The sequence below is a fragment of the Rhodoferax potami genome (assembly GCF_032193765.1).
In the GTDB taxonomy this organism is placed as follows: Bacteria; Pseudomonadota; Gammaproteobacteria; order Burkholderiales; family Burkholderiaceae_C; genus Allorhodoferax; species Allorhodoferax potami.
This window is the reverse complement of sequence record NZ_JAVBIJ010000001.1, coordinates 3,492,024-3,518,040: the sequence shown is the minus strand read 5'-3', so window position 1 is coordinate 3,518,040 and position 26,017 is coordinate 3,492,024. Positions and strand designations below refer to the sequence as shown.

Here is a 26,017-nt window from a genome sequence, read left to right as displayed (position 1 = left end):
TTTTCGCCATGCACCGCCCCTGCGCATTACGCTTTATTACCTGCCGCGCGGCCCCCGCTAAGGCCGCTGGCGGGGGTGCGGACGGGCAGGCATACACAACATTACAAATCGACAGGAAATGAAAGGTTTCGCCCGCCTCGCCACCCTGCTGCTGTGTTGTGTCTGCCTGCACAGCGCACAGGCGCAGCCCACGGGGGTGCCCATGGACGTGCTGCACTGGTGGACCTCGGCCAGCGAGCGCAAAGCTGCCGACCAGCTGGCCCTGCAGCTGGCGCAGGCCGGCGTGCAGTGGAAGGATGCCGCCATCCCCGGTGGCGGGGGCATGGCGGCTGTCAAAGTGCTCAAGAGCCGGGTGCTCATGGGTGACCCGCCGGATGTGGCGCAGCTCATCGGCACCACTCTGACCGACTGGGCCGACATCGGGCTGGTGATGCCACTCAATGCGGTGGCGCAGCGCCAGCGCTGGTCGCAGGTGCTGTTCCCTACCGTGCTTGAACTCGTCACCTACAAGGGCGATGTGATTGCCGCGCCACTGGGCATTCAGCGCATCAACACCCTGCTCTACAACCGCAAGGTCTTCAGCAAGCTGGGCCTCACGCCGCCCCGCAGCTGGGCCGAATTTGAAATGGCCGCCCGCAAGCTGCAGGCCAAAGGCATACGGCCACTGGCCTGGAGCGACGAGCCCTGGCAGATTGCCACCGTGTTTGAGACCGTGCTGCTCGGCGACGCTGGCCCTGCGCTCTATCGCGAACTGATCGTGCAGCGCAAGAGCAGCGCCTGGATGGACGCCCGCGTAGAGCGCGCCCTGCAGCGCCTGCGCTGGCTGCGCGCACTGGCTACCGATGCGCCGGTGGAGCGCCCCTGGACCGAGAGCACCCGCGAGCTCATGGCCGACAACGCCGGCATGATGATCATGGGCGACTGGGCCAAGGGCGAACTCATGGCCTGGGGCGCCAGCCCGGTGCGCGACTTCGGCTGCGCCGTAGTGCCGGGCACCGAGAACATGCACCTCTACAGCGTGGACACCCTGGCCATGCTGGTGAGCGCCCGCCCGCGCGAGGCTGCCCAAGAAAAAATGGCCGAGGTGGTCACCGGCATTCCGGCGCAGCTGGCCTACAACCGCATTAAAGGCGCGGTGCCGGTGCGCCGCGATATTGATCCCGCTGCACTCGACAGCTGCGCCCGCGACTCGTGGGAAACCTTTGCCCTTGCGCGCAATGCGCGCGTACCCAGCCTGGCCCACCGCATGGCAGCGGACGAAGCCATCAAAGACGCGGTGGCCCAGACCCTGTGGCGCTACCTGACCGACTCCCGCATGGAAACCCCGGAGGCCCAGCGCCGCCTGGCCTCCGTGATCCGCGCAACCAGCACTGAGCGCTAAACCCGCACGACCAGCCCATGACCCGCACTCTGCTTGTCGTTGACGACGACCAAAAAACCCGCAACCTGCTCAAGACCTATCTGGAAAAGCACCAGTACGAAGTCCGCGTGGCCCACGACGGTGCCAGCTTCAACGCCGAGTTCGAGCGCTTCAAGGATGAGCTGAGCCTGGTCATTCTGGATGTGATGCTGCCCGACACCGACGGCTTCACCCTGTGCCGCAGCGTGCGCAGCCAGTCGCCGGTGCCCATCATCATGCTAACCGCCAGCGCGGACGACACCGACCGCATCGTCGGGTTGGAGCTGGGTGCCGACGACTACATCGCCAAACCCTACAACCCGCGCGAGCTGCTGGCCCGCATCAAGGCCATCCATCGCCGCATGCAGCTGGGCGCGCCCGGTGCACCCGTGCGGTATTTGAAGTTTGCCGGCTTCAGCATGGACGTGGTGGAGCGTGTGCTCACCGACCCGCAAGGCCAGCCGGTGGTGCTCACGAGCATGGACTTCAACCTGCTGCGCTTTTTTGCCGAACACGCCGGCGAGACGCTGGACCGCGCCCGCCTGATGGAGCAAACCCGCGGCCGCGACCTCGGGCCCTTGGACCGCTCACTCGATGTGCAGGTGAGCCGCCTGCGCCAACGCCTGCATGACGACGGCAAGCAACCTGTATTGATCAAAACCGTGCGCGGCAGCGGCTATGTGTTCTCGGCGGACGTGAGCGCCCATGCCGAACCCTGAGCGCCGCCGCTGGACGCGGCGCTACCTGCCCGACAGCCTGCTGGGCCGCATCGTGGTGGTCATGGCGCTGGGCGTCATCAGCGCGCAGCTGGTGGGCACCTTACTGTGGGCGCGGCAGTTGCGCGAGAGTGCGCGCGCCGAGGCGCTGAGTGCCGGCCATGCGATTGCGCTGAATGCGGCGGGTTCCATCCGCTTCTTTCGCGACCTGCCGCCGCAGTTCAGGCCCATCCTGATTGAGCAGTTGCGCACCATGGGCGGCACCCGGTTTTTTATCAACGTGAACAAGGCGCGTGTGCCGGTGCAGCCGGTGGAAGGCAACGGCCTGGTGGACGCGGTAGTGGAAGCCATGGAAGGCGATCTCACCCGCAACCTGGCGGGCAACACGCAAGCCCCCAGCGTGGCCTTTGCCTGGCCCGACACGCTGCAGGTATCAGACGACGGGCGCATGGTGCGCGACCTGCCGGACTCGTGGGTTGAAGCCACCCTGCTGCTGCGCCCGCGCCCTGCACCGGTGCTGGTCATCCAGGCCGAGTTCGAGCCCGGGCGTTGGCTGTACCTGGCCACCACCATGCCCGACCCCTACTTTCTGGAAAACGCCAACCCCCTCACCTGGGACCGGGTCGCCCTGCAGCTCGTGACGCTGGTAACCGTGCTGGTACTGAGCGTGCTGCTGGTGCGCGGGCTGATACGCCCGCTCAACCGGATTGCCTCGGCCGCCAAGGCCTTTGGCAGCGACACGGCGCCTGAGAGCGTGCCCGAAACCGGCACCGCCGAGCTGCGCCGCACCGCGCGCGCCTTCAATGAAATGCAGGCCCGGATTCAGGGCTATCTGGTGGACCGGGAGCGGCTCTTTCTCGGCATTTCGCACGGGCTCAAAACACCCATCATGCGGCTCAAGCTGCGCACCGAATTGCTGGACGACGACACCTTGCGCGCCGAGTTCCACGAGGACCTGGACGACCTTGATGTGATGGTCAAAGCCGCGTTACAAAGCGTGAAAGACACCGACATTCACGAGAACCTCACCCCCGTGCGGCTGGACACCCTGCTCGCCCGCCTGGCGCAACGCCCCATTCACCCCGACGCCACCATCGAATGCACGGCAGAGCCGGTGAGCGTCCTGGGCAAACCGCTGGCGCTGGAGCGCGCCCTGAGCAACTTGCTGGACAACGCGGTGCTCTATGGCGAGCGGGTGCAGGTGCGCCTGAGCCTGCAAGGCAGCCGCGCGCTGGTGGAGGTGCGCGACTTCGGGCCCGGCATTGCGCAGGCCAGCATGTCGGCCGCGTTTGAGCCACATGTGCGCCTCAGCCACGGCCAGCAGCAAAACCGCACCGGCACGGGTTTGGGGCTTGGCATTGCGCGCAACATCATCCAGGCCCACGGTGGCGAGATCAGGCTGCACAACCACGCCGAGGGCGGGCTGGTGGTGACAGTGCTGCTGGCGGCGCTGCCGGCGGAGTGACCGGCGCACCGGTATGTCCACCAACGAACAGACCGGCCGCCCCATCCACCTTACTGTGAAGACTCTCAGGCCTGCATGGCCTGCCACAGTTTTCACTTTAAGGATTCCCCATGAAAACCACCCACACCTTGCTAACCAGCGTCGCCATGGCAAGCTGCCTGCTGTTTGCCGGCACTGCCATGGCGCAGATGTCTCCGATTGATTACAAGGCCAGCAAGGCGCGTATCAAAGACGACTACAGCACCGGCAAGAAAAACTGCAACGCCCAGTCCGGCAATGCGCGCGACATCTGCGTCGCTGAAGCCAAAGGCAAAGAGTCGGTAGCCCTGGCAGAGCTGGAAAACAGCTACAAGCCCACCCTCAAAACGCAATACAAAGTGCGCACTGAGCAGGCAGAGGCCACCTACGACGTCGCCAAGCAAAAGTGTGACGACCTCTCTGGCAACCCCAAAGACGTGTGCGTGAAAGAAGCCAAAGCCGCCCGCACCGCGGCCAAAGCCGATGCCGAGGTGCAAATGAAAACCACCAAAACCAACGCTGATGCCAAGAGCGACAACAAAGAAGTCCGCACCGACGCCGCTGCCGACAAGCGCGCCGCCGACCTGAAGGTAGCGGAAGAGAAGTGCGACGCTTTGGCCTCCAGCACCAAAGATGCCTGCATGGCCGACGCCAAGGCCAAGTTCGAGAAGATGTAAACCGCCAGACGCAAAAAAGCCGGCTACCAGAGCCGGCTTTTTTGTGGGCGTTTAGCGCTTAGTAGCTGCTACGGCCGCCGCGGTAGCCATCAGAGCTGCCACGGTCTTCACGCGGACGGGCCAGGTTGACCACAATGGAGCGGCCATCCACGGATTGACCGTTCAAACCGTCAATGGCGGCTTGGGCAAATGCGGGAGTGCTCATTTCCACAAAGGCAAAGCCTTTGGAACGGCCGGTGTCGCGGTCCATCATGACCTTGGCGGAGGTGACTTCGCCGAATTCGGCGAAATTGCTCTGCAAGCTGTCATCGGTGACGGAGTAGGGCAGGTTGCCCACGTAAATTTTGCTGCTCATGGTGAGCCTTTCAGTGAGTGCGCTGTCAGCCCGGGTGGCTGGGGTGCGCGGGTTTGCAGCCTTTGCGGGCGGCGGAATAGGGTGATGTGTGTCGAGTGCGTCCGGCCTGCTTCAGCAGGTTTGCGGATTGGCACTGCCGGTTTCAAGCCAGCCTTGGGTAATGGCGTACACGCGGGCAGCTTCGCGGGAGACAAACTCGCAGTCGAAGTTAAAGACCCGGCAGTAAGCGCCTTTGCTCTGGCTGCGTTGGACAGCGATGGAGGCACGGAACAGACCGGCGCTGGTTTCTTGCGTTGCGGGCGAAACAATGTAGTTGCCCATCGGGATAGCGGATTCGAAATTCTGATTCATTTAAAGGGAGAGGTGCGGGCCACGTTGTAAGGCCGGCTTGAGCAAAAAGAGATTCGGTTGGCTGCTGCTCTGCAGATCAACGCGGTCGACAGGTGTCGAATAAACCGGGAACCAACGGCAGGAGACATCTCGTGGTGGTTCTCGTGGAACAGGGGTGTGTTGGGAGGTACACCGCATTCCTGCTCCGAATTATATGCATGTAGGAATAAAAGTCAACTCATTTATTCTCAATGGTTATAAACAGCGCTTTCGCCCCGGGTACGACAGCGCACCGACGGCCCCCAATGCCCCGCCTAAGGTGCAGCTTGTGCAACCTTTGTTGCATGCCGGTGATGAGCCGGACCACCTTTTCAGGAGCGAGTCATGGGTATCAACAAAGACCAAATCAAAGGGCGCACACAAGAAGCCAAGGGCAAGGTCAAAGAGGTCGTGGGCAAAGCCTTGGGCAACAAGTCGCTCGAGGTCAAAGGCAACGTCCAAAAGAACCTGGGTGCGGTGCGCGCCTCGGTGGGCGACGCCAAAGAAAGTGTCGCCAAAGCCATCAAGCGCTCATAAAACCTGCGCCAGGAGCCCCCCAGAATCACCCATGCCACTCCTCTCGATCCAACAGAGCCGTTTCGCCTACTTTGCAGACTTCGGGGTTTATGGCGTGTGCGTGGCAGCGTTGGCGGCTTTTCTGGGCTTGGCGGCGCCTCACGCATTGCAGTGGCAGCTGGTGGCCTGGGCCCTGGGCGGGCTGGGTGGCTGGACCTTGATTGAATATGGCCTGCACCGCTTTGTGCTGCACCGGCTGCCCCCGTTTCAGGCCATGCACGCGCTGCACCACCGCCACCCGCACGACTACATTGGCACCCCCACCTGTGTCACGCTCACCTTGTTTGTGGTGCTGGCGTTTCTGCCGGCGTGGTGGCTGGGCAACCTGTGGATTGCGAGTGCGCTCAGCCTGGGTTTGCTGCTGGGTTACATCGCTTATTCGATGACCCACCACGCGGCCCACCACTCCCGCTCGTCCAGCGAATGGATGAAGCGCCGCAAGCTACTACACGGGCTGCACCACCAGCGCGGGCACACCCACCATTACGGCGTGAGCACCAGCCTGTGGGATCACGTGTTTCGCACCGCATAACCCTCGACCACCACTGCCTGCACGTGCAGGTCGCGGTCAAGCACCACCGCATCGGCCCAAGCGCCGGGCTCTAGCCGGCCACGGTCCGCCAAGCCCATGTGGTCGGCCGCAAAGGTGGACACACGGCTGCTGGCATCCGCCAGGCTCAGGCTCAGTGTGTTGACCAAGTTGCGCAGCGCCTGGTCCAGGCTCAGCACCGAGCCGGCCAGCGTGCCATCGGCCAGGCGCACACCGCCCATGCACTTGGTGACGGTGTGGCGGCCGAGCTTGTAGTCGCCATCGGGCATGCCGGCGGCTGAGGTGGAGTCGGTCACGCAATACAACTTGGGAATAGCCCGCAGCGCCGCGTGAATGGCGCCAGGGTGCACATGCAGCAGGTCGGGGATGACCTCTGCAAACTCGGCATGCGCCAGCGCCGCACCCACCATGCCCGGCTCGCGGTGGTGCAGTGCCGACATGGCGTTGAACAAATGGGTAAAGCCCGTGGCCCCGCAGCGCAGAGCGGCCACGCCCTGCTCGTAACTGCCGGTGGTGTGGCCCAGCTGCACCTTGAAGCCCTCGGCCACCAGCTGCGCAATCAGTGCATCGTTGCCACCCACTTCGGGCGCAAGGGTGATCAGGCGGATGGGTGCGAGCGCATGCAGGCGGTGGATTTCGCCCAAGCTGGCCGGCCGCGCAAACGGTGGCTGCGCGCCCAAGCGCGCCTCGCTGATGTACGGCCCCTCGAGGTGCACACCCAGCACACGGGCCGCGTCGCGCGCAGGCGCGGTGCACAGGGGTGCGAGTGCGGCAAATGCGGCATCGAGGTCGCTTTGCGGCGCGGTCATGGTGGTGGCCAAAAGCGAGGTGGTGCCGTGCTGCGCATGCAGGCGCGCCACGTGCCAAGCGGCGTCGCCACCTTCCATGATGTCGTGCCCCGCCCCGCCGTGCACATGCAAGTCGATAAAGCCAGGCAGCACGATGGGCGCACTGCCCTCGCGCACTTGGGCCTCGCTCACCGGCTCGCCGGTGATGCCGGCAATGCGGCCGTCTGCGCCCATGTGCAGGCTGCCGTACACAAAGCCGGCGGGGGTGAGGATGTGGCCTCGCAAAGAGGTGGCGCTCATGGGGTGCTCCGGAGTTCGGCCACAAAGGCGTAGTAGTCGCTGCGGCAATAGGTTTGGGTGAATTCAATGGCTGCGCCATCGGCGCTATGGGCCACGCGGCTTACCCACAAGAGTGCAGCGCCCTCGGGCACTTGCAGGTGGGCAGCCATGTCGGCGGTGGCGTTGATGGCACGCAGGTGCTGCACCGCGCGCACGGGTGCTACGCCGCTGCGGGCCAGGTGCAAATACAGCGAGCCGTCCAGCTCTTGCGGGCTGGGCAACACCGGCAGGGGCAGCGCGCTGTGCTCGTAGGCCATGGGCACGCCATCGGCCAAGCGCAAGCGCAGCAGCCGCGCCACCTTAGCCCGGCGGGGCAGGTCCAGCGCCTCGCGCTCTTGGGGGGTGGCGGTGCCGGTTTCGCGGGTGATCCACTGGCTGGCTGGCACATAGCCGCGCTGGCGCAGCTCTTCAGAAAAGCTCGCCAGCTTGCTGGTGGGCTGCTCAATGCGCGGGGCAATAAAGTTGCCCGAGCCATGGCGGCGCAGCACCAGGCCCTGCTCCACCAGCACCGCAATCGCCTTGCGCGCCGTGATGCGCGACACCCCCAGCGACTCGCACAGCACCCGCTCCGAGGGCAGTGCCTGGTCTACCCGGTAGGTGCCCGCAAGAATGCCTGCCGTCAACTGGCGCGCCAGTTGCTGGTACAGCGGGGAGGTGTCTTCGGGGCTGAGTTCAGCGTTGGGTGAAGTGGCAGGCACGGTGCAGGGGTGGACTGGTGTGAAGTGGTCTTGATTGTATTACCACTTCAATACCAGTTACCAGCCCGAGGGCTGGGCCAACACCACCCGGTGGCGGCCCTGGGCCTTGGCCTCGTAGAGGGCGATGTCTGCATTGCCCAGCAGGTTTTCGGGGCTGCTCTCGGGGCCGGGCACCGTGAACGCGACCCCGCAGCTCAGGGTCACAAAGCCCTCTTCAGACAGCGGGTGCAACAGGGCCAGCTCGCGCACCGCATCGCAGGCGCGCTGGGCCATTTGCAGGGCCTGCGGGCCATCGTTGCCGGGGGCGATGATCACAAACTCCTCGCCGCCATAGCGGGCTACCAAATCGCTGGCGCGGCTCACACCGCTGATCGCCAGGGCCACCTCGCGCAGGCACTCGTCGCCGGCCTGGTGGCCAAAGTGGTCGTTGTAGCGCTTGAACCAGTCCACATCCAGCATCACCAGCGCCAAGGGCTGGCCCACCCGCTCCAGCCGCGCCCACTCTTTGTGCAGCACCTGGTCAAAGTGGCGGCGGTTGGCAATGCCGGTCAGGCCGTCCACCATGCTCAGGGCCTCTAGCCGGGCGTTGGCCGCTTGCAATTGGCGGGTGCGCTTTTCGACCCGGTAGGCCAGCTCTTTTTCAGAGGCCTGCAGGGTATCGACCAGCTGGTCTTGGATGGCTACCAGCTCGTTTTGCACACTCATTTTTTCGCGGCGCATTTCGTTAAAGCGGTCTGCAAGGGCCAAGGCCAGCACCAGCATTTCAAACACCGAGCCCAGCTGCAAGCCGTCTACGGTAAAGATGTTGGTGGGCACCCAGCCATAGGCGCGCAACACGGCCATCAGGGTGCCGGCCAGCAACAAACTAAACGCCCCCAGCTGGAAATACGCCGCCCGCATCCGCCGGATGGAGCCCCACACCGCCACCCCGCCGTAAAACAAAATCGTGAACCCGAAAAACGCAGTGCCGTAGGGCGCCACCACCGGCAAGGCAAACCAATAGGCCACAGGCGCCAGCACATGCACCCAAGTCATCAGCTGCATGACGCTGTCGACCCGGGGCATGGTCCGCGGGGTATCCAACATGCGCCGGGTGAACGGGTAAAACGCCGCCAGCGTGAAAGAGATAGCCGCAAAAAACGAGAAATTGCCCCACACCAAGCTCGCCGGCCACACAAATTGCGCACCCAAGCCGGTCTTGGAGGCCACGGTCACCGCCATGGCCAGCACAAAGATCACGTAGTAGATGTAGATGCGGTCCCGAATAGCGAGCCACAGCAACAGGTTGAACAGCACCATGGCGCTGGCCATGCCGAAATACCAGCCCTGCACCATGTACTCCGGGCGGCTGGCAATGTCGAAATCGTGAGGCTCCCAAAGGCGCAAGGGCACGATCAGCGAACTGCTGTTTTGCACCCGCATGTACACCACCTGCTCAGACTTCGGGCTCACGGTGAGCGGGAACACAAAGTGGCGGTGCGGGTACGGCCGGTTGGCAAAGGGGGTGTCACCCCCGGTCACCATGGCCTTGTAGTTGCCCGACGCATCAGGCACATACAGCGACACACTGGAAATGCGCGCATTGCTCACCTCCAGCAACTGCTCTATGGGCCGCAGCTCGGGGTTGCGGATGGCCAAGCGCAGCCAAAACGCCGAGCGGCTGTAGCCGAGCGAGAGGCCTTTGGCGACCTCGGCCCCTTTCTCAAAACCACCCGCGCGGTCTGCAGCCAACACCTCGGCCAAGGTGAACGCGCCCGACACGTCTTCAAGCACCGCCACCACCGGGCCCGGGTCCACGCTGCCGGAACCCGGCGCTCGCACATCGACTGCGGCTGCCGGCACCCAGAGTGGCAGCAGCATCAGGCAATATGCTATGAATTTAATAGCTACCCGCGCAGAATAAATGAGCGCCAGAGGCATATTTGGCTCGAAGTTTGATGGCGTTACCTGCATGGTAGCGGAATCAGACCCGGAGAGGTGATCGACTATCGCCCACGCAAAATCAGTGAAATTCGCAAGCGCTAAAACTGGAAATTGTGCTTTTATGCGGGCATGATGGCAGCCATCTAAAAAAATGCATTCAGGGTGGCAGGTAGTTCATGGCGACATTGATTCCGTCTATAGGCACGTCTGCCTTTGACTCGACAGGCGAGAGACGACTCGCAGAGCGGCTGGAGCAAAAGCTGGACGCAGACTACCTGCTCTGGCACAACGTGCCCATAGGCCCCAAGCAAACCCACCCCGACTTTGTACTGCTGCACCCGCGCCACGGCCTCCTAGTGCTGGAGACCAAAGACTGGCGCCTGCAAACCGTGCAAAAGGCCACCCGCCAGTACTGGGAAATTCTGGACAACAGCGGCCAACTCAAAACCGTCATCAACCCACTAGCCCAAGCCCGCCATTGCGCCATCCAGGTGGTCAATGCGCTGGAGCGCGACGCGCAGCTAGTACAGGCCAGCGGCGCGCACCAAGGCAAGCTGGCGTTTCCGTGGGGGCATGGCGTAGTGTTCACTCGCATTACGCGCAAAGAGTTTGAAACCTCAGGCTTGGGCGAAACCATCGCCGCCAACTACGTGATCTGCCAGGACGAGATGCTGGAGCAGGCCGACCCAGAAGAGTTTCAAAAGCGGCTGTGGAACATGTTTCCGCACTACTTTGGCGGCGCCATCACCCTGCCGCAGTTGGACCGGGTACGCTGGATCATGTTCCCCCAAGTGCGGGTGCAAACCCAAGGCGCCTTGTTTGACGACAACGACGCCGACGCCCAACTGCCCGACATCATGCGCGTGATGGACATCCAGCAAGAGCAGCTGGCCCGCAGCCTGGGCGACGGGCACCGCGTGATTCACGGCGTGGCGGGCTCGGGCAAAACCATGATCTTGGGCTACCGCGCCGAATACCTGGCCAAGGCCTGCACCAGCAACAGCAAACCCATCCTCATCCTCTGCTTTAACGAGCCGCTGGGCGTGAAGCTGGCCAGCGTGATGGACGCCAAAGGCCTGAGCGACCGCGTGCATGTGCGGCACTTTCATAGCTGGTGCCACCGCCAGCTCACCGCCTACGGGCAAGCGCTGCCGCCGCAAGGCAACGGGTTTTATGACGGCTTGGTAGACAACGTGATCCGCGCCGTGGAGCGCAGCCAGATTCCCGGCGGGCAATACCAAGCGGTGATGATTGACGAGGGCCACGACTTCGCACCCGAATGGCTCAAGCTCGTCACCCAAATGGTGGACCCCACCACCAACAGCCTGCTGGTGCTGTACGACGATGCGCAAAGCATTTACGAACGCGCGCGCAGCAAACAGTTCAGCTTCAAGAGCGTGGGCATCCAGGCGCAGGGGCGCACCACCATCCTGAAGATCAACTACCGCAACACCCGCCAGATATTGCACACCGCCAGCCTGGTGGCGGCTGACCTGCTGACCGCGGACGAAAAGGACGACGACGGCATCCCCCTGCTCAAACCTGTGAGCTGTGGGCGCGAGGGTCAAGCCCCCGTCATCGTCAAGTTGCCCACCCTGCGCGACGAAGCTTTTGCTATAGCCGACCATCTGGCCAGCGCCCACAAAGAAGGCTTTGCATGGGGCGACATGGCCATCCTATGCGCGGACTGGAAAACCATGGACCTGTGCGCCAGCGCCCTGGCCCAACGCAAGCTACCGCACCGCGTGCGCAAAAAGAGTGGCGAATACCAACCCGGCGCAGACGCCATTCAGGTCATGACCATGAAGGTCAGCAAAGGCTTGGAGTTCCCCGTGGTGGCGCTACCCGGTGTGGGGCATATGCCAGCGCCGGGGGAGGATGAGAAGGAAGCGGCGCGGGTGTTTTATGTGGCGGCTACGCGGTCAACGCAGCGATTGATTTTGGGAGTTACAACAAATGCTGCGGCGATTAACGATTCATTTGCAAATAAATTATGACCAGCAACGATTTAGCTTAAAAACAATTATTTAAGGAACATCACAACATGGACTATCAATCGACGCAATATACCGTGGATCTGCTTATTCAGCGAATTCGAACCGGAAGGTTGGCTCTTCCTGATTTTCAAAGAGAGTTCGTTTGGAACCCAAGTAAGGTCGTTGACTTATTAGATAGTGTTGCGCGCCGGTGGCCAATTGGGTCACTTTTACTTCTGAGCGGTCCTCAACCGTTCGCCATCCGTGCTATAGATCATGCACCGCAGATATCAAGCAATAATTTAGAACTTTATATTCTTGACGGGCAGCAGCGAATAACTTCACTATTCCATGCCGTAAACGATGTTTCTGATTATTGTTATTACATCGACTTCAACTTACTTCAACTTGGGGATGATGAATTCATTCGTTGGCAAAGACGAGAGCAGTTTGAAAAAAGCTACCCCACCGTCAAGAGCAGAGCGACTGCCCGGATCGCCACAGTCAAAGAGGTATGGGAGTTAGAGCTGTTTTTTGCCTGGCTGGAGCAGCTTCCACCCGGTGAAATTGGATCGAACTTTGTATCACTTAGAGAACATCGACTAGGTGGACTACAAGCAAAAGTCTACAAAGTAATGGCTGTTGAGCTTGATCAAGAAATTGAACTGGAAGCACTAGCACGAATATTCGAAACACTAAATAGAACAGGCGTGCGTTTAAGCGCCTTTGATTTGATGGTTGCCGCTCTATATCCGAGTGGCTTTAGATTAAGAGATGCGTGGGAAGAGGCATTACAAAAATATGAAATATTGCGCGAATCCAACGTCGATTCAAATGAGGTATTGAAATTAATTTCCTTATTGATAAGAAAATTTGAAGGCAAACCTTACTCCAAAGGTGTTCGACAAGGCGACCTGCTTGCAATCGAAAAATCCCTAATTCGTAGGTACTGGGTGGATGCCCTGGAGCTATACGTCAGCGCTCTTGAGTATTGCAAAAAGCACTTTGGCGTTATTTGTGAGGATGTCATGCCTACACCATCGATGGCGCTCGGAATTGCTATCTTTCTTAGTAAAGATTCGACCTTTGCGCATCAAGACATAGCAACTTGGTGGGTTGATCGTCTAGCTACTCAAAATTACTCGCAAGCAGCAAATACTCGAATCATTTCAGACACTGACAATATAAATTCTGGAAAATTTGAATTGATAGGAAATGCATCAACTCTTATTGCAGAGTTACTAGATCAGCCCGCAAGAAGGAATGGGTTGTTATTGCGTGGATTGTCCGGCATGCTGATTTCTAAGGGAGCTCGAGATTTACTTTCCGGCAACCTTCTCAAAGAGGAGAAGAAAGTTTGCTATTGCGCAATCGACGAAAATGGAGCACTGCGAAAATTGAGTGCCAGCGACCCATTACGAAGACTTGTACTAACAACTCAAGCTACTGAAAATCAGATTGGCAAAGGCAAGTCACTGGGATCATTACCAAGTGCTTCCATTCAACATCTTCTCACACAAGGGTTTGATTCCAATCTACATCGCTCAAATGAGTTTATAAATGCACTTATTCAAGCTTAAGGCAAGTATCATGAAATCATTTAAAGTTGCCTTAGGTTTTATCATCTCATTTTTTATTGTTGCTTCGATTTGGGCCTCTTCGGTTTATTGGCTTCCAAAACTAGCCATATATTTGCAAAAAAACACTGTATGCACGGAAACAGAAAAGCAAAAATTAGAGGCTTCCATATCTTCGACGGATCCAATCGCTTGTGTTGAGTCGCTGACTAACTTGGGCATTACCGGCGACCTATTCGGCGCAGTGAACTCTTTATTTACAGGACTAGCTCTCTTTGCTGTTGCTGTAACCTTGTGGATTGACAGCAAAGCAAGAAGGACGTCTCTTAAGCCATTAGTGATTGCGGTTGCAGACAAAGACTTCTTAGTAATTGATAAGCCACTAATCAAGCCCACCGCTTCTCTGAGATTTAAGTTTGAGCCAGAGATATCAAATATCGTCAATGAACCAGCATTAAATGTGGTATTGAAAATTACATTGAGAACAAGCAGACTTTCCCAGATCGTTTCTCAAAGTGCTTTGGATATACCATTAGTTTCTGGTAGCAATAGAAAAATCGAGCTAGTGAGTCGTATTGATGAAAGCGACTTATTGACCGACTTTCTGAGTCAGTTGACGGCCAATGGGCAGAATCCATCAGTTTTGATAGAGATCACATATGAAAATCTCGAATCCATTAAGTGGGTTACTAAGGTAGTTTATTGTTTGCAATTGAACTTTGAAGCTGATGGGAATAAGTTGAACGCCTTTAGAGCGAAGGTAGATGGCTTCGAAACTATATGGGACAACACCGCTGCAGTATCGATAAAAAGTTCTGTTGAGACAGGAAGTTGGAGGCGTGAGTTAGCTGGTTAGCGCTACAAACAATCGGGGCGGAGAAGCTTTCTACGAAAAGCTCAATGCATTTTCATGAATTTCAAGGTTATACGATCACTACGGGTGCCACACCCATGCGGCACTTGAGGGTGCTGCCCTGGAGCCCGACGACTGCCTATTTGGCCGACATCAGCAGCTTTTTGGTAGAACTGTGCACGCACGCGGGCTGAAACTGTTTCGCACTTACTATGTTTCGGTATCTGCTCGCGCACATTTGACGTGGGCTTACTATCAACTTGAACAATAGACATCCCCTCCTCATGCACGAAATCATCTGCCCCCACTGCAGCAAAGCCTTCAAGATCGACGAGGCGGGGTATGCCGACATCCTCAAGCAGGTGCGCGATGGCGATTTTGAAAAACAGTTGCACGAGCGGCTGGAGCTGGCCGAGCGCGAAAAGCGCGACGCGATTGCCCTGGCCGAGGCCAAGGTTGCCAATGAGCTGCAAAAAGCCGGGGCTGCCAAAGACACAGAGATTCAGGCCCTTAGAGCCCAGCTCGACGCAGGTGACGTAGCCAACAAGCTTGCACTAGCCGAGGCATTGGGCACTATAGAAAAGCAGCGCGATGCCATTGCCAACGAGCTAGCGCAAGCCAAGCAAGACCAGCAAGCGGCGCTCAGGCTGGCCGAGGCCCAGCTGGCCCATGAGCTGCAAAGTGCTGCGGCGCGCAAAGATGCGGAGATTCAGGCCTTGCAGGCCCAACTCGCGGCCGGCGAGGTAGCCCGCAAGCTGGCGGTGGCAGAGGCTTTGGGCGCGGTGAGCAAAGAGCGCGATCAACTGGCCAACGAGCTCGAGCAAGCGCGTAACGCGCAGCAAGCCGCTGCGGAGTTGGCTGCGGCCAAGCTGGCCCATGAGCTGCAGGCGGCTGCCGCCAAAAAGGACGCGGAAATTCAGGCGCTGCAAGCCAAACTGGAGGCCAGCGACACCGCGCGCCAGCTGGCCGTGAACGAGGCCGTGGGGGTGGTCGCCCGCGAGCGCGACGGGCTCAAAAATGACCTGAGCCTCATCACCGTCAAAAACCAGCTGGAAGAAAAAGCCATCAAAGAGCAATTCGCCTTGCAGCTGCGCGACCGTGAAGGCGAGATTGAGCGCCTGCGGGACATGAAAGCGCGGCTATCGACCAAGATGGTGGGCGAGACGCTGGAGCAGCACTGCGAGATTGAGTTCAACCGCATTCGTGCGGCGGCTTTTCAGCGCGCGCATTTTGAAAAAGACAACGACGCCCGCTCCGGCAGCAAGGGCGACTACATTTTTCGCGACATGGACGAGTCGGGCAACGAGATCGTTTCCATCATGTTTGAGATGAAAAACGAGAGCGACGAAACCGCCACCAAAAAACGGAACGAAGACTTTCTGAAAGAGCTGGACAAAGACCGCACCGAGAAGGCGTGCGAATACGCGGTGCTGGTGTCTTTGCTGGAGCCGGAGAGCGAGCTGTACAACAGCGGCATTGTGGATGTGTCGCACCGCTACCCCAAGATGTATGTGGTGCGGCCGCAGTTTTTTGTGCCCCTGATCACGCTGCTGCGCAATGCGGCTTTGAACTCGATGAAATACAAGTCCGAGCTGGCGCTGGTGCGCTCGCAGAACGTGGACATCACCAAATTCGAGACCCAGCTCGACGAGTTCAAGACCGCGTTTGGGCGCAACTGGCGCCTGGCTTCCGAGGGCTTTGAAGAAGCCGTCAAACGCATCGACGAAGCCATCAAGGACCTGGAGAAAACCAAGGAAGCGCTGCACAAGTCCGCCAACAACTTGCGCCTGGCCAACGACAAGGCCGACGACCTGACGATCAAAAAGCTCACCCGCGGCAACCCCACGATGGCGGCCAAGTTTGCGGAATTGGCAGGCCCCATCACCCCAGCGGGCACGGAGTAAAGGCGCATCAAATTGCTTCGATATTGATAGCTGCTTGCGCTTATTTCACCGGCGCTATCGGCCTACTTTGCCTTAAACCCATCCTCTCTCTGCGCTCGCACTGCCAGCACAAACACGGTGTCGATGGCCGCTACATAGCGGTACAGCGCCACATAGCCGCGAGTGGCGCGGCCAATGACGAGTTCGCGTTTGCCGTCTTTCACGGGCCGCCCGATCAGAGGGCTGTGGGTCAGGATTTGGATGGCTTCCAGAATGTCGCCAATGCGCTGAGGCGCAGATGTAGGGTCGAACTGGGCAATGTGTTCAAAGAAACGGTCAAAATCGTCAAAGACTTCCGGGGCCAGTTCTATACGCGTCATGCCCGAGGTCACTTGGCTAATTTGCGTGCGGCGGGTTTGCGTGCGGGTTCACCGTTCGCCCGCGCGGTGAGGTAGGTTTTTGCGGCGTCCCACGCCACGGTTTTGCCGCTGGCTTGTATGTTGGCCCAACGCTGATCGGCCAGCGCGTTAAAAGCGTTGTCCAGCTCCACTTGCTCCACGGTTTGGGAGATCGCATCCAGGATGAAAGCATGCGCAGTTTTACCAGCATGCTGTGCGGCGGCAGCGACGCGGGCTTTGAGCTCGTCTTCAATGCGGATGGTGGTGGTGGACATGCTGCAGTCTCCTTGTTGAGCTGAAATAGTAGCACGTCCGTGCTACATAACTCACTTCACCGGTATAGGCAGCTCCGCCGGCACCGGCACTGCGGTCACGCTGTTTTTGGGGCTGCCTTCGATGATCTTGTCGGAGTACGACATATAGACCAAGGTGTTGCGCTTCGCGTCCACCATGCGCACCACGCGCACGTGTTTGAACAAGAAAGAGGCGCTGGCCTTGAAGACTTCGTCTTGCTTGTCGACCTTTTCTTTGAAGCTGATGGGACCCACTTGGCGGCAGGCGACTGAGGCATCAGACGTGTCTTCTGCCAAGCCCAGCGCGCCGGCGTAGCCGCCGGTTTTGGCGTGCGACAGGTAGCAGGCCACGCCGTTGACGACCGGGTCGTCAAACACATCGACCACCACTTTGTCGTTGGGGCTGAGCAGTTTGAAGGTGGTGCTGACGGTGCCCACAGTTTCGGCGCTGGCGGCCAGCGCAAGGCTGCTAAGCAGCAAGGCGGCTAGTGTTTTTTTCATGACAAACTCCCTTGGTAAAAATGAGGCGGATGCTTCATTGTGTGCCCATTACCAACCCCAGGGAGACTTGCCATGCAGCTCGGCTACACCATCCTCTACGTCCCCGACGTGCCTGCCACGCTCAAGTTTTACGAAGCGGCCTTCGGGCTCACCACCCGCTTTTTGCATGAGGGTGGCGACTACGGCGAGTTGGAGACGGGTAGCACCGCACTGGCGTTTTCAGCCCACCGCCTGATGCAACAGCTGGGCAAGAACCCGCAAGCGGCCAGCCCCACGGCGCCCTGTTTTGAGATTGCACTCTGCACGCCCGATGTGGCCGCTGCGCTGGAGCGCGCCATAGCCGCCGGCGCCAGGCCCATGCGCCCCCTGGAGGTAATGCCCTGGGGCCAGACGATTGCTTATGTGGCCGACATCAATGGCTTTTTGGTGGAGCTGTGCACGCCCATGGGCTGAGCGTGGCGCAAGCGTGCCACGCGGTTTGCTACGGTTTTAATAGCTACCTGCGCAGGCTTTACCTGGGCTAGGTGCCCATTTGGCTTAAATGCGCGGTCAATACCGCCCGCGTCGCCTCGTCCGCCGGGAACACATGCTCCACCCGCAAGGATGCCAGCGTGATGTCTTGCGGGGTGCCGAAGGTGGAAAACATGCTGAAGAAAGACAGCTCGCCGTGCCGCGTGGCAAAGCGGGTGGTGAGCACCGGCGCCATTTGGCGCGGCCACGCTGCCAGCACCCGCTTGCCCAGGCGCTGCTGCATTTGCTGCGCCAACTGCTCGACGCGGGGCAGGATGTCGGGCACCACGCTGGCGTCGTCGCGCATGTGGGCCAGCAGGGCGGGGGCCACTTCTTCGAGGTTGGTGATGTGCAGGGTCATGCCATCGGGGTGCAGCATGGCGTCGATCATGTTTACCGGCGCGCCGGGGGGCAGGTCGGCCACCCAGGGCATGAGGGTGGTGGCCAGCCATTGGGCGCCGCGGTTCATGTGCAGCACGTTCCACGCCGCGTCCATCACCATGGCGGGCATGGGGTCGTGCGCTTGCAGCAGCTGGGCCAGCGCGTCGCGCACCGGGGCGAGCACGGCGTCGGCCAACTCGCTGCCGCGGTAGACCGGGGCAAAGCCGGCCTGCTGCAGGGCCACGTTGCGCAGGGCGAGCGGGGCTTGCAACTCGTGCAGCCAGCTCAGCAGCAGCTCGCGGCTGGGCTGGGCGCGGCCGCTTTCCACAAAGCTCACATGCCGCTGGCTCACGCCCATGCGCAGTGCCAGCTCCAACTGGCTCAGGCGCTTGGATTTGCGCGCGGTTTGCAGGGTGGCTTGCAGGCTGTCGGACTGGGCGTTAGGCGGGTGGATGGTGCTGGTTTCCATGCGGGCATTGAATCACAGCGCTGCGCTTTCGCAATTACCTGCGACGTAATTGCGCACATGCAGGGCGCTGCGCAAACTTGGCTCCGTCAGCGTTGTTTGCTGGCGCCACAACTCAGAAGGAACTCTCATGAACAAGGCTTTGTTGATCTTCGTACTCGTTGTTTTTGGTGCCCTGACCGGCTACACGCTGCTGCACTATGGCGGGCTGTTTGCGTGGCTGGCGTTTTACACACGCGACCCGGCCAGCTGGCAGATTTATGCCGACTTGGTGATCGCCATGTGTTTGCTGCTGGTGTTCATCAGGCGCGATGCGCAAGCCAACGGCCGGCCTTTTGTGCCGTGGGCGGTGTTCTGCCTGTTGGTGGGATCGTTCGGGCCGCTGCTGTATTTCATTACCGCCAAAAAGCGCGCGGCGAATTGAGCTATTCGGGGGGGAAGTCGGGGGGCAGTCCCGCAGGTGCGGTCGGGTGCGGTGCTTTCTGGTAGAACTCTGCTCGGCCATGGCACACAACAAAGGAGACTCCCATGTTCAGTCACGTCATCCTCGGTGTTAACGATCTTGAAGCCTCGCGCAAGTTTTACGACGCGCTTTTGGGCACCTTGGACATCAAGCCCGGTGTCCACAACCACAACGGCGAGGCCGGGCGCTACTTTTACCGCACGGCGACCGGGCTATTCGGGATCACCACCCCCATCAATGGCGAGCCGGCCACCCCCGGTAACGGCAGCACTATCGGCTTTGCCATGAGCAGCACAGAGCAGGCCGATGCGTTTCACGCAGCTGGTGTGGCCAATGGCGGCATTACCTGCGAAGACCCGCCCGGCTGGCGCAATGGCCCCTCGGGCAAGCTCTACCTGGCCTACCTGCGCGACCCGGACGGCAACAAGATCTGCGCACTGTTTCGCCCGCCTAAGGTGTAAATAGAGCCGGATTCACAGATACGGGGAGAACACACCATGCAGCGACGACACCGTCTTTTGGCATTGGCGGCCTGCTGCTTGGGCACCATGGGGAGTGGCGCCACGCACGCGATGGAGCTGGCGACACACGGCAATACCCTCATTCTTTCCGGGCCTGTGGTGGGCACCGAACTGGTTATGGTGAAAGACGCCTTTGCTGCCAACCCGAAGATTGATTTGGTGGTGTTGCGCAATTCGCATGGCGGTGATGCGTGGACCGGCTATCGCGTCGGCGAGTTCTTGCGCGATGTTGGCGTTACCACTGCGGTGTCGGGCTATTGCATTTCGTCATGTTCACGCATGTTCCTCGGTGGCAAATACCGGCTGTTTACCGACGACTACCCGGCGGACCGCACCTTGGTGGGCTTCCATGGGCACTACGGTGCAGATGGCAATCTGGACCGCGCTGCCGTGCAAAAAAACGGGCTCTATGCGTGGACCCTGCGCTACTCCGATGGAAAAGGTGACCCGGATCTGGTCAAGCGCTGGATATCCATCGAAAAGAACAGGGGCGCAGCGAATTTCTTTCATCCCGATCTGGGTGCACGCTTGGGCAACAGCGTGTTTTTCTGTGACGGTTTGACCCCACAGAACCCCACCAGCTGCGAGCCCATCGCAACCAACGCGCTGGAACGCGGGGTGATAACGGATGTTCGGCGCGTAGCCAGTCCGGACCAGGGCTTGCTGCCCGGGCGCCAACGGGCGCTGCAGTTTCCGCCCAGCGGATATGCCGCACTGGCAGACCTTGGCAAGCTACCGCTGGAGTCTGCCGCTGGCACAGAGCAATACCAACGCTATCTGCAAGCAAAACCGCCAAGGGCGTTTGCCGTGGCACCCACCCGCCAGCATTGGGGATGGGTGTCGGGTGGCACGGATGATGTGAACGCAGCAGCCCTGAAACGCTGCGAGGAGCGTGCCAAACAAGCCTGCACCTTGTACAGCGTGGATGACAACGTGGTCTATCACTAAGCCAGACTCTCCACCCGCAACACACTGGCATAGCCCAGCACGGTGGGCCAGGCCTCTATCGCTTGCAAGGCGGGGCGCAAAGTGCGCAAGGCCAGCGGGGCGGTTAGCAACACCAGGCAGCGCAGCTCGGAGTCGCTGGGGTGGGGGTGTTGCGCCATGCGCTGTACCTGCACGCCGTCAGCGGCCAGCTGCTGCAACACACGGGGCACGGTAGCGTCCGGGCGGCTCAGGTCCAGGCGGACATAAAAGGCGCTCTCCACATCGTCTGCGCCCACGACCGGCAGGCCGGGCTGCACTCCGCTGGCAAAGCCGAGTGCGGGCACCCGCTGCGCCGGTGCGAGGCTGGCACTGCGGGCTAGGTCTACCAGGTCGGCAATCACTGCCGAGCCGGTTTGCTCGGCCCCAGCCCCGGCGCCGTAATACAAGGTAATGCCCGCCGCATCGCTCTTGACCATGACGGCGTTCATGCTGCCATGCACCTGCGCGAGCAAATGGCTCTCAGGCAGCAAGGTGGGGTGCACCCGCAGCTCCAGCCCAGTGCCGCGGCGCTTGGCAATGCCCAGCAGCTTGAGGCGGTAGCCCAGTTGCTCGGCAAAGGCGACATCAGCCGCGTCTACCGCGGTAATGCCTTGCACCTGCACTTGCGGGAATTGCGGCAACGTGCCGAAGGCGTTAGCGGCCAGCAGGCTGAGCTTGTGCGCGGCATCGGTGCCCTGCACATCCAAGGCGGGGTCGGCCTCGGCGTAGCCCAGGGCTTGGGCCTCGGCCAGCGCGGCGGCAAAGCCCAGCCCCCGCTCGCGCATGGCCGACAAAATGAAGTTGCTGGTGCCGTTGATGATGCCGGCCACCCACTCGATGCGGTTGGCGGTCAGGCCTTCGCGCAGCGCCTTGATGATCGGAATGCTGACCGCTACCGCACCCTCGTAGGCCACCACCACGCCACGGGCTTGGGCGGCGGCAAAGATCTCGGTGCCGTGCTCGGCGAGCAATGCCTTGTTGGCGGTGACGATGTGTTTGCCGTGCGCAATGGCTTGCAGCACCAGGCTGCGGGCCAGCCCGGTGCCGCCCATGACCTCGACCACCACATCGACCTCAGGGCTGCAGACCAAGGCTTGCGGGTCGTCGGTCAGCAGCGGGGTGCCCGGCTGCTCGCCCAGCACGGTGCGGGCCCTAGCCAGGTTGCGCACGGCCACCATGCGCACCTCGATCCGGCGGCCGGCGCGGGCGGCAATCAAGGCCGCGTTGCGCTGGAGCACCGCATAGGTGCCGCTGCCCACGGTGCCGAGCCCGAGCAGGCCTACGCGCAAGGGGGCGGGCGCAGCAGGCGGTGCCGTGCCGGCCGGGCTGCTGGCAGAGAGGGAGAAGTGGTCTTGGTACATAAGGTGTCTTCCGGAACAGTTGCGGGCCCGGCTGCCGGGGCCGGTTCGCTCTGCGGGAGGTACACCAGGTGGCAGCCGGAACGGCCACCTGCACGACTCAGGTGGCCGTGGTGGTAATGGTGGTAATGCTGCGCACGGCCTCGCCCGGCAGGGCACGCGCCAAAGCGCGGTGGGGGTTCAGGCAAAAAGTGCACAACATGGGCCGGAGCATAGCACAGACAAAGTGCTCCGCGCGGAGCAAATTAAAACTATGCCACCGACCGTGCAAACGTCACATCGAAGGTGTTTTTCTGGATGTCATGGAGCGTCGGGTCGGTGCCGGCCCACAGCACCAGCACCGGGCCGGGCAAGTCCAGCGAGCGCTCGAGGCTGCGGCACAGCGCATAGCGCTCGCCATCGGGCAGGCCGGGCAGCTCCACAAACAGGATGTAGCAGCGGCGGTAGGCAAACTCTTGGAGGTTTTTGCGCACCAGCCAAGCGCGGCGCAGGGGCTTACAGCGCGCCAGATCGGCCTGCAGTTCGCCGGTCTCAAAGTCGTTGAGGTCGTGGCGGGTGATGGACTGGAAATACGGGGTGTCGACCATCTCGTTCCAGGCGCGTTGCTCGGCCTCGTCGGCCTGCTTGAGGCGGGCACGCCATTGCTTGAGCAGCGGGTCATAGGGCTGGCCTGCGGCCACCAGCGGCTCCAGCATCTGCACCGCGGTGCTGGCCGCCCACCAGGTGCTGGCGGCATGGACCTCGACCAAGCGGTTGAGCCCATCGAGGCGGCCGGCTACATCGGTGTCAGGCAGGGTGCGCACCATGCCGCGCAGGGCGCCCGGGTGGTTGGGCGCCAACTGCAGGGCGCGGGCATAGCAGTCGCGCACGTCGGCGGTGGCGTTAAGCCGGCGCTTCAGGTCGCCGAGCTGGGCGAGCTCATCGGCGTTGTTGCGCAAGAGGCTGGCTTGCAGGGCTTGGACCCGCTCTTCGACCCGGCGCAAATAGGCGTGGTGAAGCTTCCAGTCGGAGGCGTTGTCGCGGCACCATTGCTGGTCCATGCGCTGGAGCCAGGTGTTGGCGCTTGCGCCCAGCAGGTCGATCGCCGGTTTGGCGGACCACTGGGGCAGCTCTTTACGCGCGCCCATGGCCTCGAGCCGGTCGCGCAGCACGGGGTGGGTGTCGTCAAGGTTGCTCATTTCCTTGAGGGATTGGCGGAGCGCGTCGCGGGCAAAGTCGTCGCGCACCGGTTGGGTGAGCAGCACCCGCATGGCCGAAAACGGCCCCATGGGCTGGAGGCTGCGCCCTGCCGATGCCCAGTGCAAAGGCCAGAACTCGCGGCCCAGCCAGGCGCCTTTGACGGCGATTTCGGCCAGGGCGGCGCCAGTTACATCGCGCCCCAACAGCTTGCAGGCGATGCGGTCGGCCTCGTACTCGTCTTGCCGGGCCAGCGCAAAGGTTTTGGCCATGAACCGCGGAAAGTACCAGCGCAGAAAGGTCTGGGTGGCGTGGGCCATGAGGCCTGCATCTTCTTCCATGCTTTCGTAGAGCTTGGTCCAGCTCATGCGGGTGCGGTAGATCCAAGCCGCAAACTGGCCGTGGCCGCCGCGCAGGTGGCCGTATTCGTGCGCCATAACCGCCAGAAACCGCGGCCGGTCCAGCGCGAGCAGCAGGGGCAGGCCGATGGTCAGGTAGTTGGTGGCGCCGCCCAACAAGCCGAAGCGGGGCAACTGGCTGATGCTGGCGTTGAAGCTGGAATCGAGCAGCACATGGTGGATGGGCGGGCCCTGGGTTTTTTTGCGGATGCGCTCCAGCGCCTCAAACAGCAAGGGGGCGTCGGCAGGGGTGAGCGGGCTGCCTTCGGGCGCCTCCAGGCGCAGCCACAGTGCGCGCACGCTGCTCCAGAGCAAACCCACCCCGGAGAGCAGCAGCATGACCCAATATCCTTTGACTGGCCCCTGCAACAGCGCTTTGCCCGACATGACCAGCAGCACGATGGCCAAGACGAAACACAACACCACCCACAAGTAGCCCAGCGCCGCAAACCGCGCCAGGCTGCGGCGGTAGGCGCCACTGTTTTCTGCGCTGGCGTGTTCGCTCAGGCGCACTAGATGTATGAAGTCGGCTTTGTCCATCGCGCTCCCTTTTTTGGTAGATGCTAGCGCGGCGCCGGGCCCCTCTAGCGGCTGATGTGCTCCAGATTGCCGGCGCAAATGGCCCTGAAGCCGCCCGAGATGCGGGTGTCTTGCGCGGCAGCACTCCAAAAGCTGCGGGCCAGCGCCAGAGCTTGCGGCCATTCGGCCAGGATGGCGGCGGTGGGCTGCAAGGGGCGATCCGCCAGATTACGGGGCACCACCTCGCCGCCTACCGGCGCGTAAAGCATGGGGAGCATGTCGTAGGCGGGTGCAAGGGCCCAATCGTCGTCGTCGAGCAGCAAAGAGATGTTGCCGTAGTGCCGGTTGGTGTTGGCAATCAAGACGCCAAAGGCCTCGAGCAGGCGCAGGGTGCGCGCGTCGGCGGGGCGCAGCAGCTGGCGCTCTTGCATGCGGTTGGCCGTGGCGCCCCAGTTGTCCATGGCGCCGACGTATTCGGCGTCGTACACCATTAGCGACACCATGCCGATACGGCCCAGCCCCAGCGGGTTGGCGGGGCCGAGGGGCGTGCGGTCAAAGCGCTCGACCTCGAGAAACACCCGGCCCGCCGCGGTGCTGATGCGGCTGGCCGCAGCGGCAATGCCTGCGCTGGCCAGGGTTTGCAAAGCCAGGTGCTCGCACACCAGCAGATCGCGGGTGCGCTGGTCGGTGGGGGCATCGCCTGCGGGTGAAAACTTGACCAGCACATGGCGGGCGCCCTCGCCGGGTGCGGTACCGGGCGCGGCTGCATCGCCCTGCACGATCGTGCAGAACTTGGGCTGCTCACCGCCGGCGGATGAGCCGCCGATGCTGCCTTGCATGGCGGCCTCGGCCAAGGCGGGGTAGTCCGCAGGCGATGCCACACGGCTGGCGCGCTGCGGCAGGGTGTGGAAGCGGGCAAACGCCGCTTCGCCCACCACGAGGTTGCCGGGCAGGTCGTCGCCACACAGGGCGAGGGCGCGCAAGACGTCGTCATCGCTCCAGAAGCGGGGGTCGTTGCCGAGCTGCAGCTCGGGGTGGGTGGTCGCAAAAGTGCGGCCCATGAAGCCTTGGGGGCGCATGTCGTCCAGAAACCAGGGCAGGCCGTCAAAGCGGGCGCTGAGGCCGTCTTCTTCATCCACCCACACGGCGCCACTGGCGAGCGGCACCATGCGGGCAAAGGGGCTGGGCTGGCCGTGGGCGTTGATGCGCATGACCGGCACAGTGCGGCCGACATCGCGCACGGTGCGCGGCAGCACATAGCGTTGCTTGCGGGCGGCACCCACTTTTTGCACCTCGCCCGACTGGATCAGCGGCGCGAGTGCGCGCGACACCGTGGGCTGGCTCACCCGCAACACCGCTTGCAGCTCGGCGCTGCTAAGCGCCCCGCCTTGGCGGCGCAAGGCTTGCACGATGGCGTGGGAAAGGTCGCTAGCGGCAGGCATGAATGATTATATGAATAGATTTATTTTCCATTAAACCTTTTAAATCATGTGCTTAGGCGTTTATCTGCATAGATTTATCCTACAGTGCAGGCGGCTGTGATTGGCACCCGGCGCAAGGCCAGCGACAATCGGGCGCATGACTGACAAATACAAAGCCGCGGCCGAAGCCCGCGAAGCCGCACTCTGCGAACCCTGCCGCGGCATCCAACGCAACTGGCGACGTGCGCCCGGCCACGCCGAACTGGTGCAAACCCAAAACTGGAAAGAAGAGCGCGGCGGCAAACCGGTGACCATCACCCGCTGGCGCTGCGACCGCTGCGCCAGCACCTGGGATTACGAAAACGACAAGAACAACCAGCAGGCCGGCTGGTCGCTGCCCTCGCGCTAAAGCGCCTTTCAGCCCGCACGGTTCAAGCGGGCTTGGCGGGGGCGGTCACAATCGGTAGATGAAAGCTCCCCCCGC

General features: G+C 61.4%; 27 protein-coding genes. 15 read left to right on the top strand and 12 right to left on the bottom strand.

Annotated elements, in window-relative coordinates; genetic code table 11:
• The first annotated feature begins 118 nt into the window (after positions 1 to 118).
• The 4 genes from RAE21_RS17010 to RAE21_RS16995 all read left to right on the top strand — a co-directional run bounded on the left by RAE21_RS17010 (position 119) and on the right by RAE21_RS16995 (position 4,275).
• The gene (locus tag RAE21_RS17010) at positions 119 to 1,381 is read left to right on the top strand and encodes an ABC transporter substrate-binding protein (RefSeq protein WP_313882380.1); all 1,263 of its coding nucleotides are present in this window, start codon (positions 119 to 121) and stop codon (positions 1,379 to 1,381) included.
• A gap of 17 nt (positions 1,382 to 1,398) precedes the next feature.
• On the top strand, positions 1,399 to 2,118 hold the full coding sequence (locus tag RAE21_RS17005) for a response regulator (protein ID WP_313882379.1): 720 nt from the start codon (positions 1,399 to 1,401) through the stop codon (positions 2,116 to 2,118).
• The gene (locus RAE21_RS17000; RefSeq protein ID WP_313882378.1) at positions 2,105 to 3,580 is read left to right on the top strand and encodes an ATP-binding protein; all 1,476 of its coding nucleotides are present in this window, start codon (positions 2,105 to 2,107) and stop codon (positions 3,578 to 3,580) included. Before RAE21_RS17005 ends, RAE21_RS17000 begins: the two co-directional genes overlap by 14 nt.
• A gap of 110 nt (positions 3,581 to 3,690) precedes the next feature.
• The gene (locus RAE21_RS16995; protein ID WP_313882377.1) at positions 3,691 to 4,275 is read left to right on the top strand and encodes a hypothetical protein; all 585 of its coding nucleotides are present in this window, start codon (positions 3,691 to 3,693) and stop codon (positions 4,273 to 4,275) included.
• A gap of 58 nt (positions 4,276 to 4,333) precedes the next feature.
• Here the strand turns inward: RAE21_RS16995 and rbp are convergent, their stop codons facing one another.
• Positions 4,334 to 4,630 carry an RNA-binding regulator gene (gene rbp, locus RAE21_RS16990; RefSeq protein WP_313874773.1) on the bottom strand — a complete coding sequence of 99 codons (297 nt, stop codon included), beginning with the start codon at positions 4,628 to 4,630 and terminating at the stop codon, positions 4,334 to 4,336.
• A 111-nt stretch (positions 4,631 to 4,741) separates the two neighbouring features.
• Positions 4,742 to 4,981 (bottom strand): hypothetical protein, encoded by a 240-nt coding sequence (locus RAE21_RS16985; RefSeq protein ID WP_313882376.1) that lies wholly within the window; start codon positions 4,979 to 4,981, stop codon positions 4,742 to 4,744.
• Positions 4,982 to 5,344: 363 nt separating this feature from the next.
• Between RAE21_RS16985 and RAE21_RS16980 the strand changes: the two genes are divergently transcribed.
• Positions 5,345 to 5,536 (top strand): CsbD family protein, encoded by a 192-nt coding sequence (locus tag RAE21_RS16980; protein ID WP_428984042.1) that lies wholly within the window; start codon positions 5,345 to 5,347, stop codon positions 5,534 to 5,536.
• A 31-nt stretch (positions 5,537 to 5,567) separates the two neighbouring features.
• Positions 5,568 to 6,107: a sterol desaturase family protein gene (locus RAE21_RS16975; RefSeq protein ID WP_313882375.1), complete on the top strand. Its 540-nt coding sequence runs from the start codon at positions 5,568 to 5,570 to the stop codon at positions 6,105 to 6,107.
• Here the strand turns inward: RAE21_RS16975 and nagA are convergent.
• From nagA to RAE21_RS16960, 3 genes are read right to left on the bottom strand one after another with little or no spacing between them, the layout of a single operon-like run.
• Complete coding sequence (nagA, locus tag RAE21_RS16970; protein ID WP_313882374.1) at positions 6,086 to 7,213, bottom strand: N-acetylglucosamine-6-phosphate deacetylase; 1,128 nt, start codon at positions 7,211 to 7,213, stop codon at positions 6,086 to 6,088. The genes RAE21_RS16975 and nagA overlap by 22 nt on opposite strands.
• Positions 7,210 to 7,950, bottom strand: a complete 741-nt coding sequence (locus RAE21_RS16965; RefSeq protein WP_313882373.1) for a GntR family transcriptional regulator — start codon at positions 7,948 to 7,950, stop codon at positions 7,210 to 7,212. Before RAE21_RS16965 ends, nagA begins: the two co-directional genes overlap by 4 nt.
• A 57-nt stretch (positions 7,951 to 8,007) precedes the next feature.
• Positions 8,008 to 9,810: a sensor domain-containing diguanylate cyclase gene (locus tag RAE21_RS16960; protein WP_313882372.1), complete on the bottom strand. Its 1,803-nt coding sequence runs from the start codon at positions 9,808 to 9,810 to the stop codon at positions 8,008 to 8,010.
• 239 nt (positions 9,811 to 10,049) lie between these two features.
• On the opposite strand from RAE21_RS16960, the gene RAE21_RS16955 reads away from it, so the two are divergent.
• From RAE21_RS16955 to RAE21_RS16940, 4 genes are all read left to right on the top strand, one after another.
• Entirely contained in the window at positions 10,050 to 11,870 is a 1,821-nt protein-coding gene (locus RAE21_RS16955; RefSeq protein WP_313882371.1) for a DEAD/DEAH box helicase, read from the top strand.
• A 47-nt stretch (positions 11,871 to 11,917) separates the two neighbouring features.
• Positions 11,918 to 13,429: a DUF262 domain-containing protein gene (locus RAE21_RS16950; RefSeq protein WP_313882370.1), complete on the top strand. Its 1,512-nt coding sequence runs from the start codon at positions 11,918 to 11,920 to the stop codon at positions 13,427 to 13,429.
• 10 nt (positions 13,430 to 13,439) lie between these two features.
• Positions 13,440 to 14,282 carry a hypothetical protein gene (locus tag RAE21_RS16945; protein WP_313882369.1) on the top strand — a complete coding sequence of 281 codons (843 nt, stop codon included), beginning with the start codon at positions 13,440 to 13,442 and terminating at the stop codon, positions 14,280 to 14,282.
• A gap of 281 nt (positions 14,283 to 14,563) precedes the next feature.
• The gene (locus RAE21_RS16940) at positions 14,564 to 16,183 is read left to right on the top strand and encodes a DUF2130 domain-containing protein (protein WP_313882368.1); all 1,620 of its coding nucleotides are present in this window, start codon (positions 14,564 to 14,566) and stop codon (positions 16,181 to 16,183) included.
• Positions 16,184 to 16,245: 62 nt separating this feature from the next.
• Here the strand turns inward: RAE21_RS16940 and RAE21_RS16935 are convergent, their stop codons facing one another.
• Genes RAE21_RS16935 through RAE21_RS16925 form a run of 3 tightly spaced genes read right to left on the bottom strand, consistent with a single transcriptional unit; the run spans position 16,246 to position 17,354 of the window.
• A complete protein-coding gene (locus RAE21_RS16935; protein WP_313882367.1) occupies positions 16,246 to 16,542 on the bottom strand; it encodes a type II toxin-antitoxin system RelE/ParE family toxin in 297 nt (98 codons plus the stop codon).
• An 8-nt stretch (positions 16,543 to 16,550) separates the two neighbouring features.
• The gene (locus RAE21_RS16930; protein ID WP_313882366.1) at positions 16,551 to 16,835 is read right to left on the bottom strand and encodes a type II toxin -antitoxin system TacA 1-like antitoxin; all 285 of its coding nucleotides are present in this window, start codon (positions 16,833 to 16,835) and stop codon (positions 16,551 to 16,553) included.
• 51 nt (positions 16,836 to 16,886) lie between these two features.
• Entirely contained in the window at positions 16,887 to 17,354 is a 468-nt protein-coding gene (locus RAE21_RS16925) for a CreA family protein (RefSeq protein ID WP_313882365.1), read from the bottom strand.
• 72 nt (positions 17,355 to 17,426) lie between these two features.
• On the opposite strand from RAE21_RS16925, the gene RAE21_RS16920 reads away from it, so the two are divergent.
• The gene (locus RAE21_RS16920) at positions 17,427 to 17,807 is read left to right on the top strand and encodes a VOC family protein (RefSeq protein WP_313882364.1); all 381 of its coding nucleotides are present in this window, start codon (positions 17,427 to 17,429) and stop codon (positions 17,805 to 17,807) included.
• Between the two features lie 67 nt (positions 17,808 to 17,874).
• Here the strand turns inward: RAE21_RS16920 and RAE21_RS16915 are convergent, their stop codons facing one another.
• Entirely contained in the window at positions 17,875 to 18,714 is an 840-nt protein-coding gene (locus tag RAE21_RS16915) for a helix-turn-helix transcriptional regulator (protein ID WP_313882363.1), read from the bottom strand.
• A gap of 127 nt (positions 18,715 to 18,841) precedes the next feature.
• Between RAE21_RS16915 and RAE21_RS16910 the strand changes: the two genes are divergently transcribed.
• The 3 genes from RAE21_RS16910 to RAE21_RS16900 all read left to right on the top strand — a co-directional run bounded on the left by RAE21_RS16910 (position 18,842) and on the right by RAE21_RS16900 (position 20,643).
• The gene (locus RAE21_RS16910; protein ID WP_313882362.1) at positions 18,842 to 19,135 is read left to right on the top strand and encodes a DUF2834 domain-containing protein; all 294 of its coding nucleotides are present in this window, start codon (positions 18,842 to 18,844) and stop codon (positions 19,133 to 19,135) included.
• A gap of 104 nt (positions 19,136 to 19,239) precedes the next feature.
• The gene (locus RAE21_RS16905; protein WP_313882361.1) at positions 19,240 to 19,635 is read left to right on the top strand and encodes a VOC family protein; all 396 of its coding nucleotides are present in this window, start codon (positions 19,240 to 19,242) and stop codon (positions 19,633 to 19,635) included.
• Positions 19,636 to 19,671: 36 nt separating this feature from the next.
• Positions 19,672 to 20,643, top strand: coding sequence for a hypothetical protein (locus tag RAE21_RS16900; protein WP_313882360.1), 972 nt, complete (start codon positions 19,672 to 19,674; stop codon positions 20,641 to 20,643).
• Here the strand turns inward: RAE21_RS16900 and RAE21_RS16895 are convergent.
• The 3 genes from RAE21_RS16895 to yjjJ form a co-directional block, all read right to left on the bottom strand.
• Entirely contained in the window at positions 20,640 to 22,022 is a 1,383-nt protein-coding gene (locus RAE21_RS16895; RefSeq protein ID WP_313882359.1) for a homoserine dehydrogenase, read from the bottom strand. The two genes, RAE21_RS16900 and RAE21_RS16895, sit on opposite strands and share 4 nt — an antisense overlap.
• Positions 22,023 to 22,270: 248 nt before the next feature.
• Positions 22,271 to 24,133, bottom strand: a complete 1,863-nt coding sequence (locus RAE21_RS16890; RefSeq protein ID WP_313882358.1) for a M48 family metalloprotease — start codon at positions 24,131 to 24,133, stop codon at positions 22,271 to 22,273.
• Between the two features lie 44 nt (positions 24,134 to 24,177).
• Positions 24,178 to 25,554 carry a type II toxin-antitoxin system HipA family toxin YjjJ gene (gene yjjJ, locus RAE21_RS16885; RefSeq protein WP_313882357.1) on the bottom strand — a complete coding sequence of 459 codons (1,377 nt, stop codon included), beginning with the start codon at positions 25,552 to 25,554 and terminating at the stop codon, positions 24,178 to 24,180.
• 136 nt (positions 25,555 to 25,690) lie between these two features.
• On the opposite strand from yjjJ, the gene RAE21_RS16880 reads away from it, so the two are divergent.
• Positions 25,691 to 25,942, top strand: a complete 252-nt coding sequence (locus RAE21_RS16880; RefSeq protein ID WP_313874753.1) for a hypothetical protein — start codon at positions 25,691 to 25,693, stop codon at positions 25,940 to 25,942.
• Positions 25,943 to 26,017 lie beyond the last annotated feature (75 nt).

Coding starts and splice junctions, on each gene's coding strand:
- RAE21_RS16890 (WP_313882358.1), bottom strand. CDS start 24,133: ATGGACAAAGCCGACTTCATACATCTAGTGCGCCTGAGCGAACACGCC.
- RAE21_RS16900 (WP_313882360.1), top strand. CDS start 19,672: ATGCAGCGACGACACCGTCTTTTGGCATTGGCGGCCTGCTGCTTGGGC.
- RAE21_RS16915 (WP_313882363.1), bottom strand. CDS start 18,714: ATGGAAACCAGCACCATCCACCCGCCTAACGCCCAGTCCGACAGCCTG.
- RAE21_RS16985 (WP_313882376.1), bottom strand. CDS start 4,981: ATGAATCAGAATTTCGAATCCGCTATCCCGATGGGCAACTACATTGTT.
- RAE21_RS16975 (WP_313882375.1), top strand. CDS start 5,568: ATGCCACTCCTCTCGATCCAACAGAGCCGTTTCGCCTACTTTGCAGAC.
- RAE21_RS17000 (WP_313882378.1), top strand. CDS start 2,105: ATGCCGAACCCTGAGCGCCGCCGCTGGACGCGGCGCTACCTGCCCGAC.
- RAE21_RS16980 (WP_428984042.1), top strand. CDS start 5,345: ATGGGTATCAACAAAGACCAAATCAAAGGGCGCACACAAGAAGCCAAG.
- rbp (WP_313874773.1), bottom strand. CDS start 4,630: ATGAGCAGCAAAATTTACGTGGGCAACCTGCCCTACTCCGTCACCGAT.
- RAE21_RS16995 (WP_313882377.1), top strand. CDS start 3,691: ATGAAAACCACCCACACCTTGCTAACCAGCGTCGCCATGGCAAGCTGC.
- RAE21_RS16880 (WP_313874753.1), top strand. CDS start 25,691: ATGACTGACAAATACAAAGCCGCGGCCGAAGCCCGCGAAGCCGCACTC.
- RAE21_RS16955 (WP_313882371.1), top strand. CDS start 10,050: ATGGCGACATTGATTCCGTCTATAGGCACGTCTGCCTTTGACTCGACA.
- RAE21_RS17010 (WP_313882380.1), top strand. CDS start 119: ATGAAAGGTTTCGCCCGCCTCGCCACCCTGCTGCTGTGTTGTGTCTGC.
- RAE21_RS16935 (WP_313882367.1), bottom strand. CDS start 16,542: ATGACGCGTATAGAACTGGCCCCGGAAGTCTTTGACGATTTTGACCGT.
- RAE21_RS16905 (WP_313882361.1), top strand. CDS start 19,240: ATGTTCAGTCACGTCATCCTCGGTGTTAACGATCTTGAAGCCTCGCGC.
- RAE21_RS16895 (WP_313882359.1), bottom strand. CDS start 22,022: ATGTACCAAGACCACTTCTCCCTCTCTGCCAGCAGCCCGGCCGGCACG.
- RAE21_RS16940 (WP_313882368.1), top strand. CDS start 14,564: ATGCACGAAATCATCTGCCCCCACTGCAGCAAAGCCTTCAAGATCGAC.
- RAE21_RS16910 (WP_313882362.1), top strand. CDS start 18,842: ATGAACAAGGCTTTGTTGATCTTCGTACTCGTTGTTTTTGGTGCCCTG.
- nagA (WP_313882374.1), bottom strand. CDS start 7,213: ATGAGCGCCACCTCTTTGCGAGGCCACATCCTCACCCCCGCCGGCTTT.
- RAE21_RS16945 (WP_313882369.1), top strand. CDS start 13,440: ATGAAATCATTTAAAGTTGCCTTAGGTTTTATCATCTCATTTTTTATT.
- RAE21_RS16950 (WP_313882370.1), top strand. CDS start 11,918: ATGGACTATCAATCGACGCAATATACCGTGGATCTGCTTATTCAGCGA.
- RAE21_RS16920 (WP_313882364.1), top strand. CDS start 17,427: ATGCAGCTCGGCTACACCATCCTCTACGTCCCCGACGTGCCTGCCACG.
- yjjJ (WP_313882357.1), bottom strand. CDS start 25,554: ATGCCTGCCGCTAGCGACCTTTCCCACGCCATCGTGCAAGCCTTGCGC.
- RAE21_RS17005 (WP_313882379.1), top strand. CDS start 1,399: ATGACCCGCACTCTGCTTGTCGTTGACGACGACCAAAAAACCCGCAAC.
- RAE21_RS16930 (WP_313882366.1), bottom strand. CDS start 16,835: ATGTCCACCACCACCATCCGCATTGAAGACGAGCTCAAAGCCCGCGTC.
- RAE21_RS16960 (WP_313882372.1), bottom strand. CDS start 9,810: ATGCTGCTGCCACTCTGGGTGCCGGCAGCCGCAGTCGATGTGCGAGCG.
- RAE21_RS16925 (WP_313882365.1), bottom strand. CDS start 17,354: ATGAAAAAAACACTAGCCGCCTTGCTGCTTAGCAGCCTTGCGCTGGCC.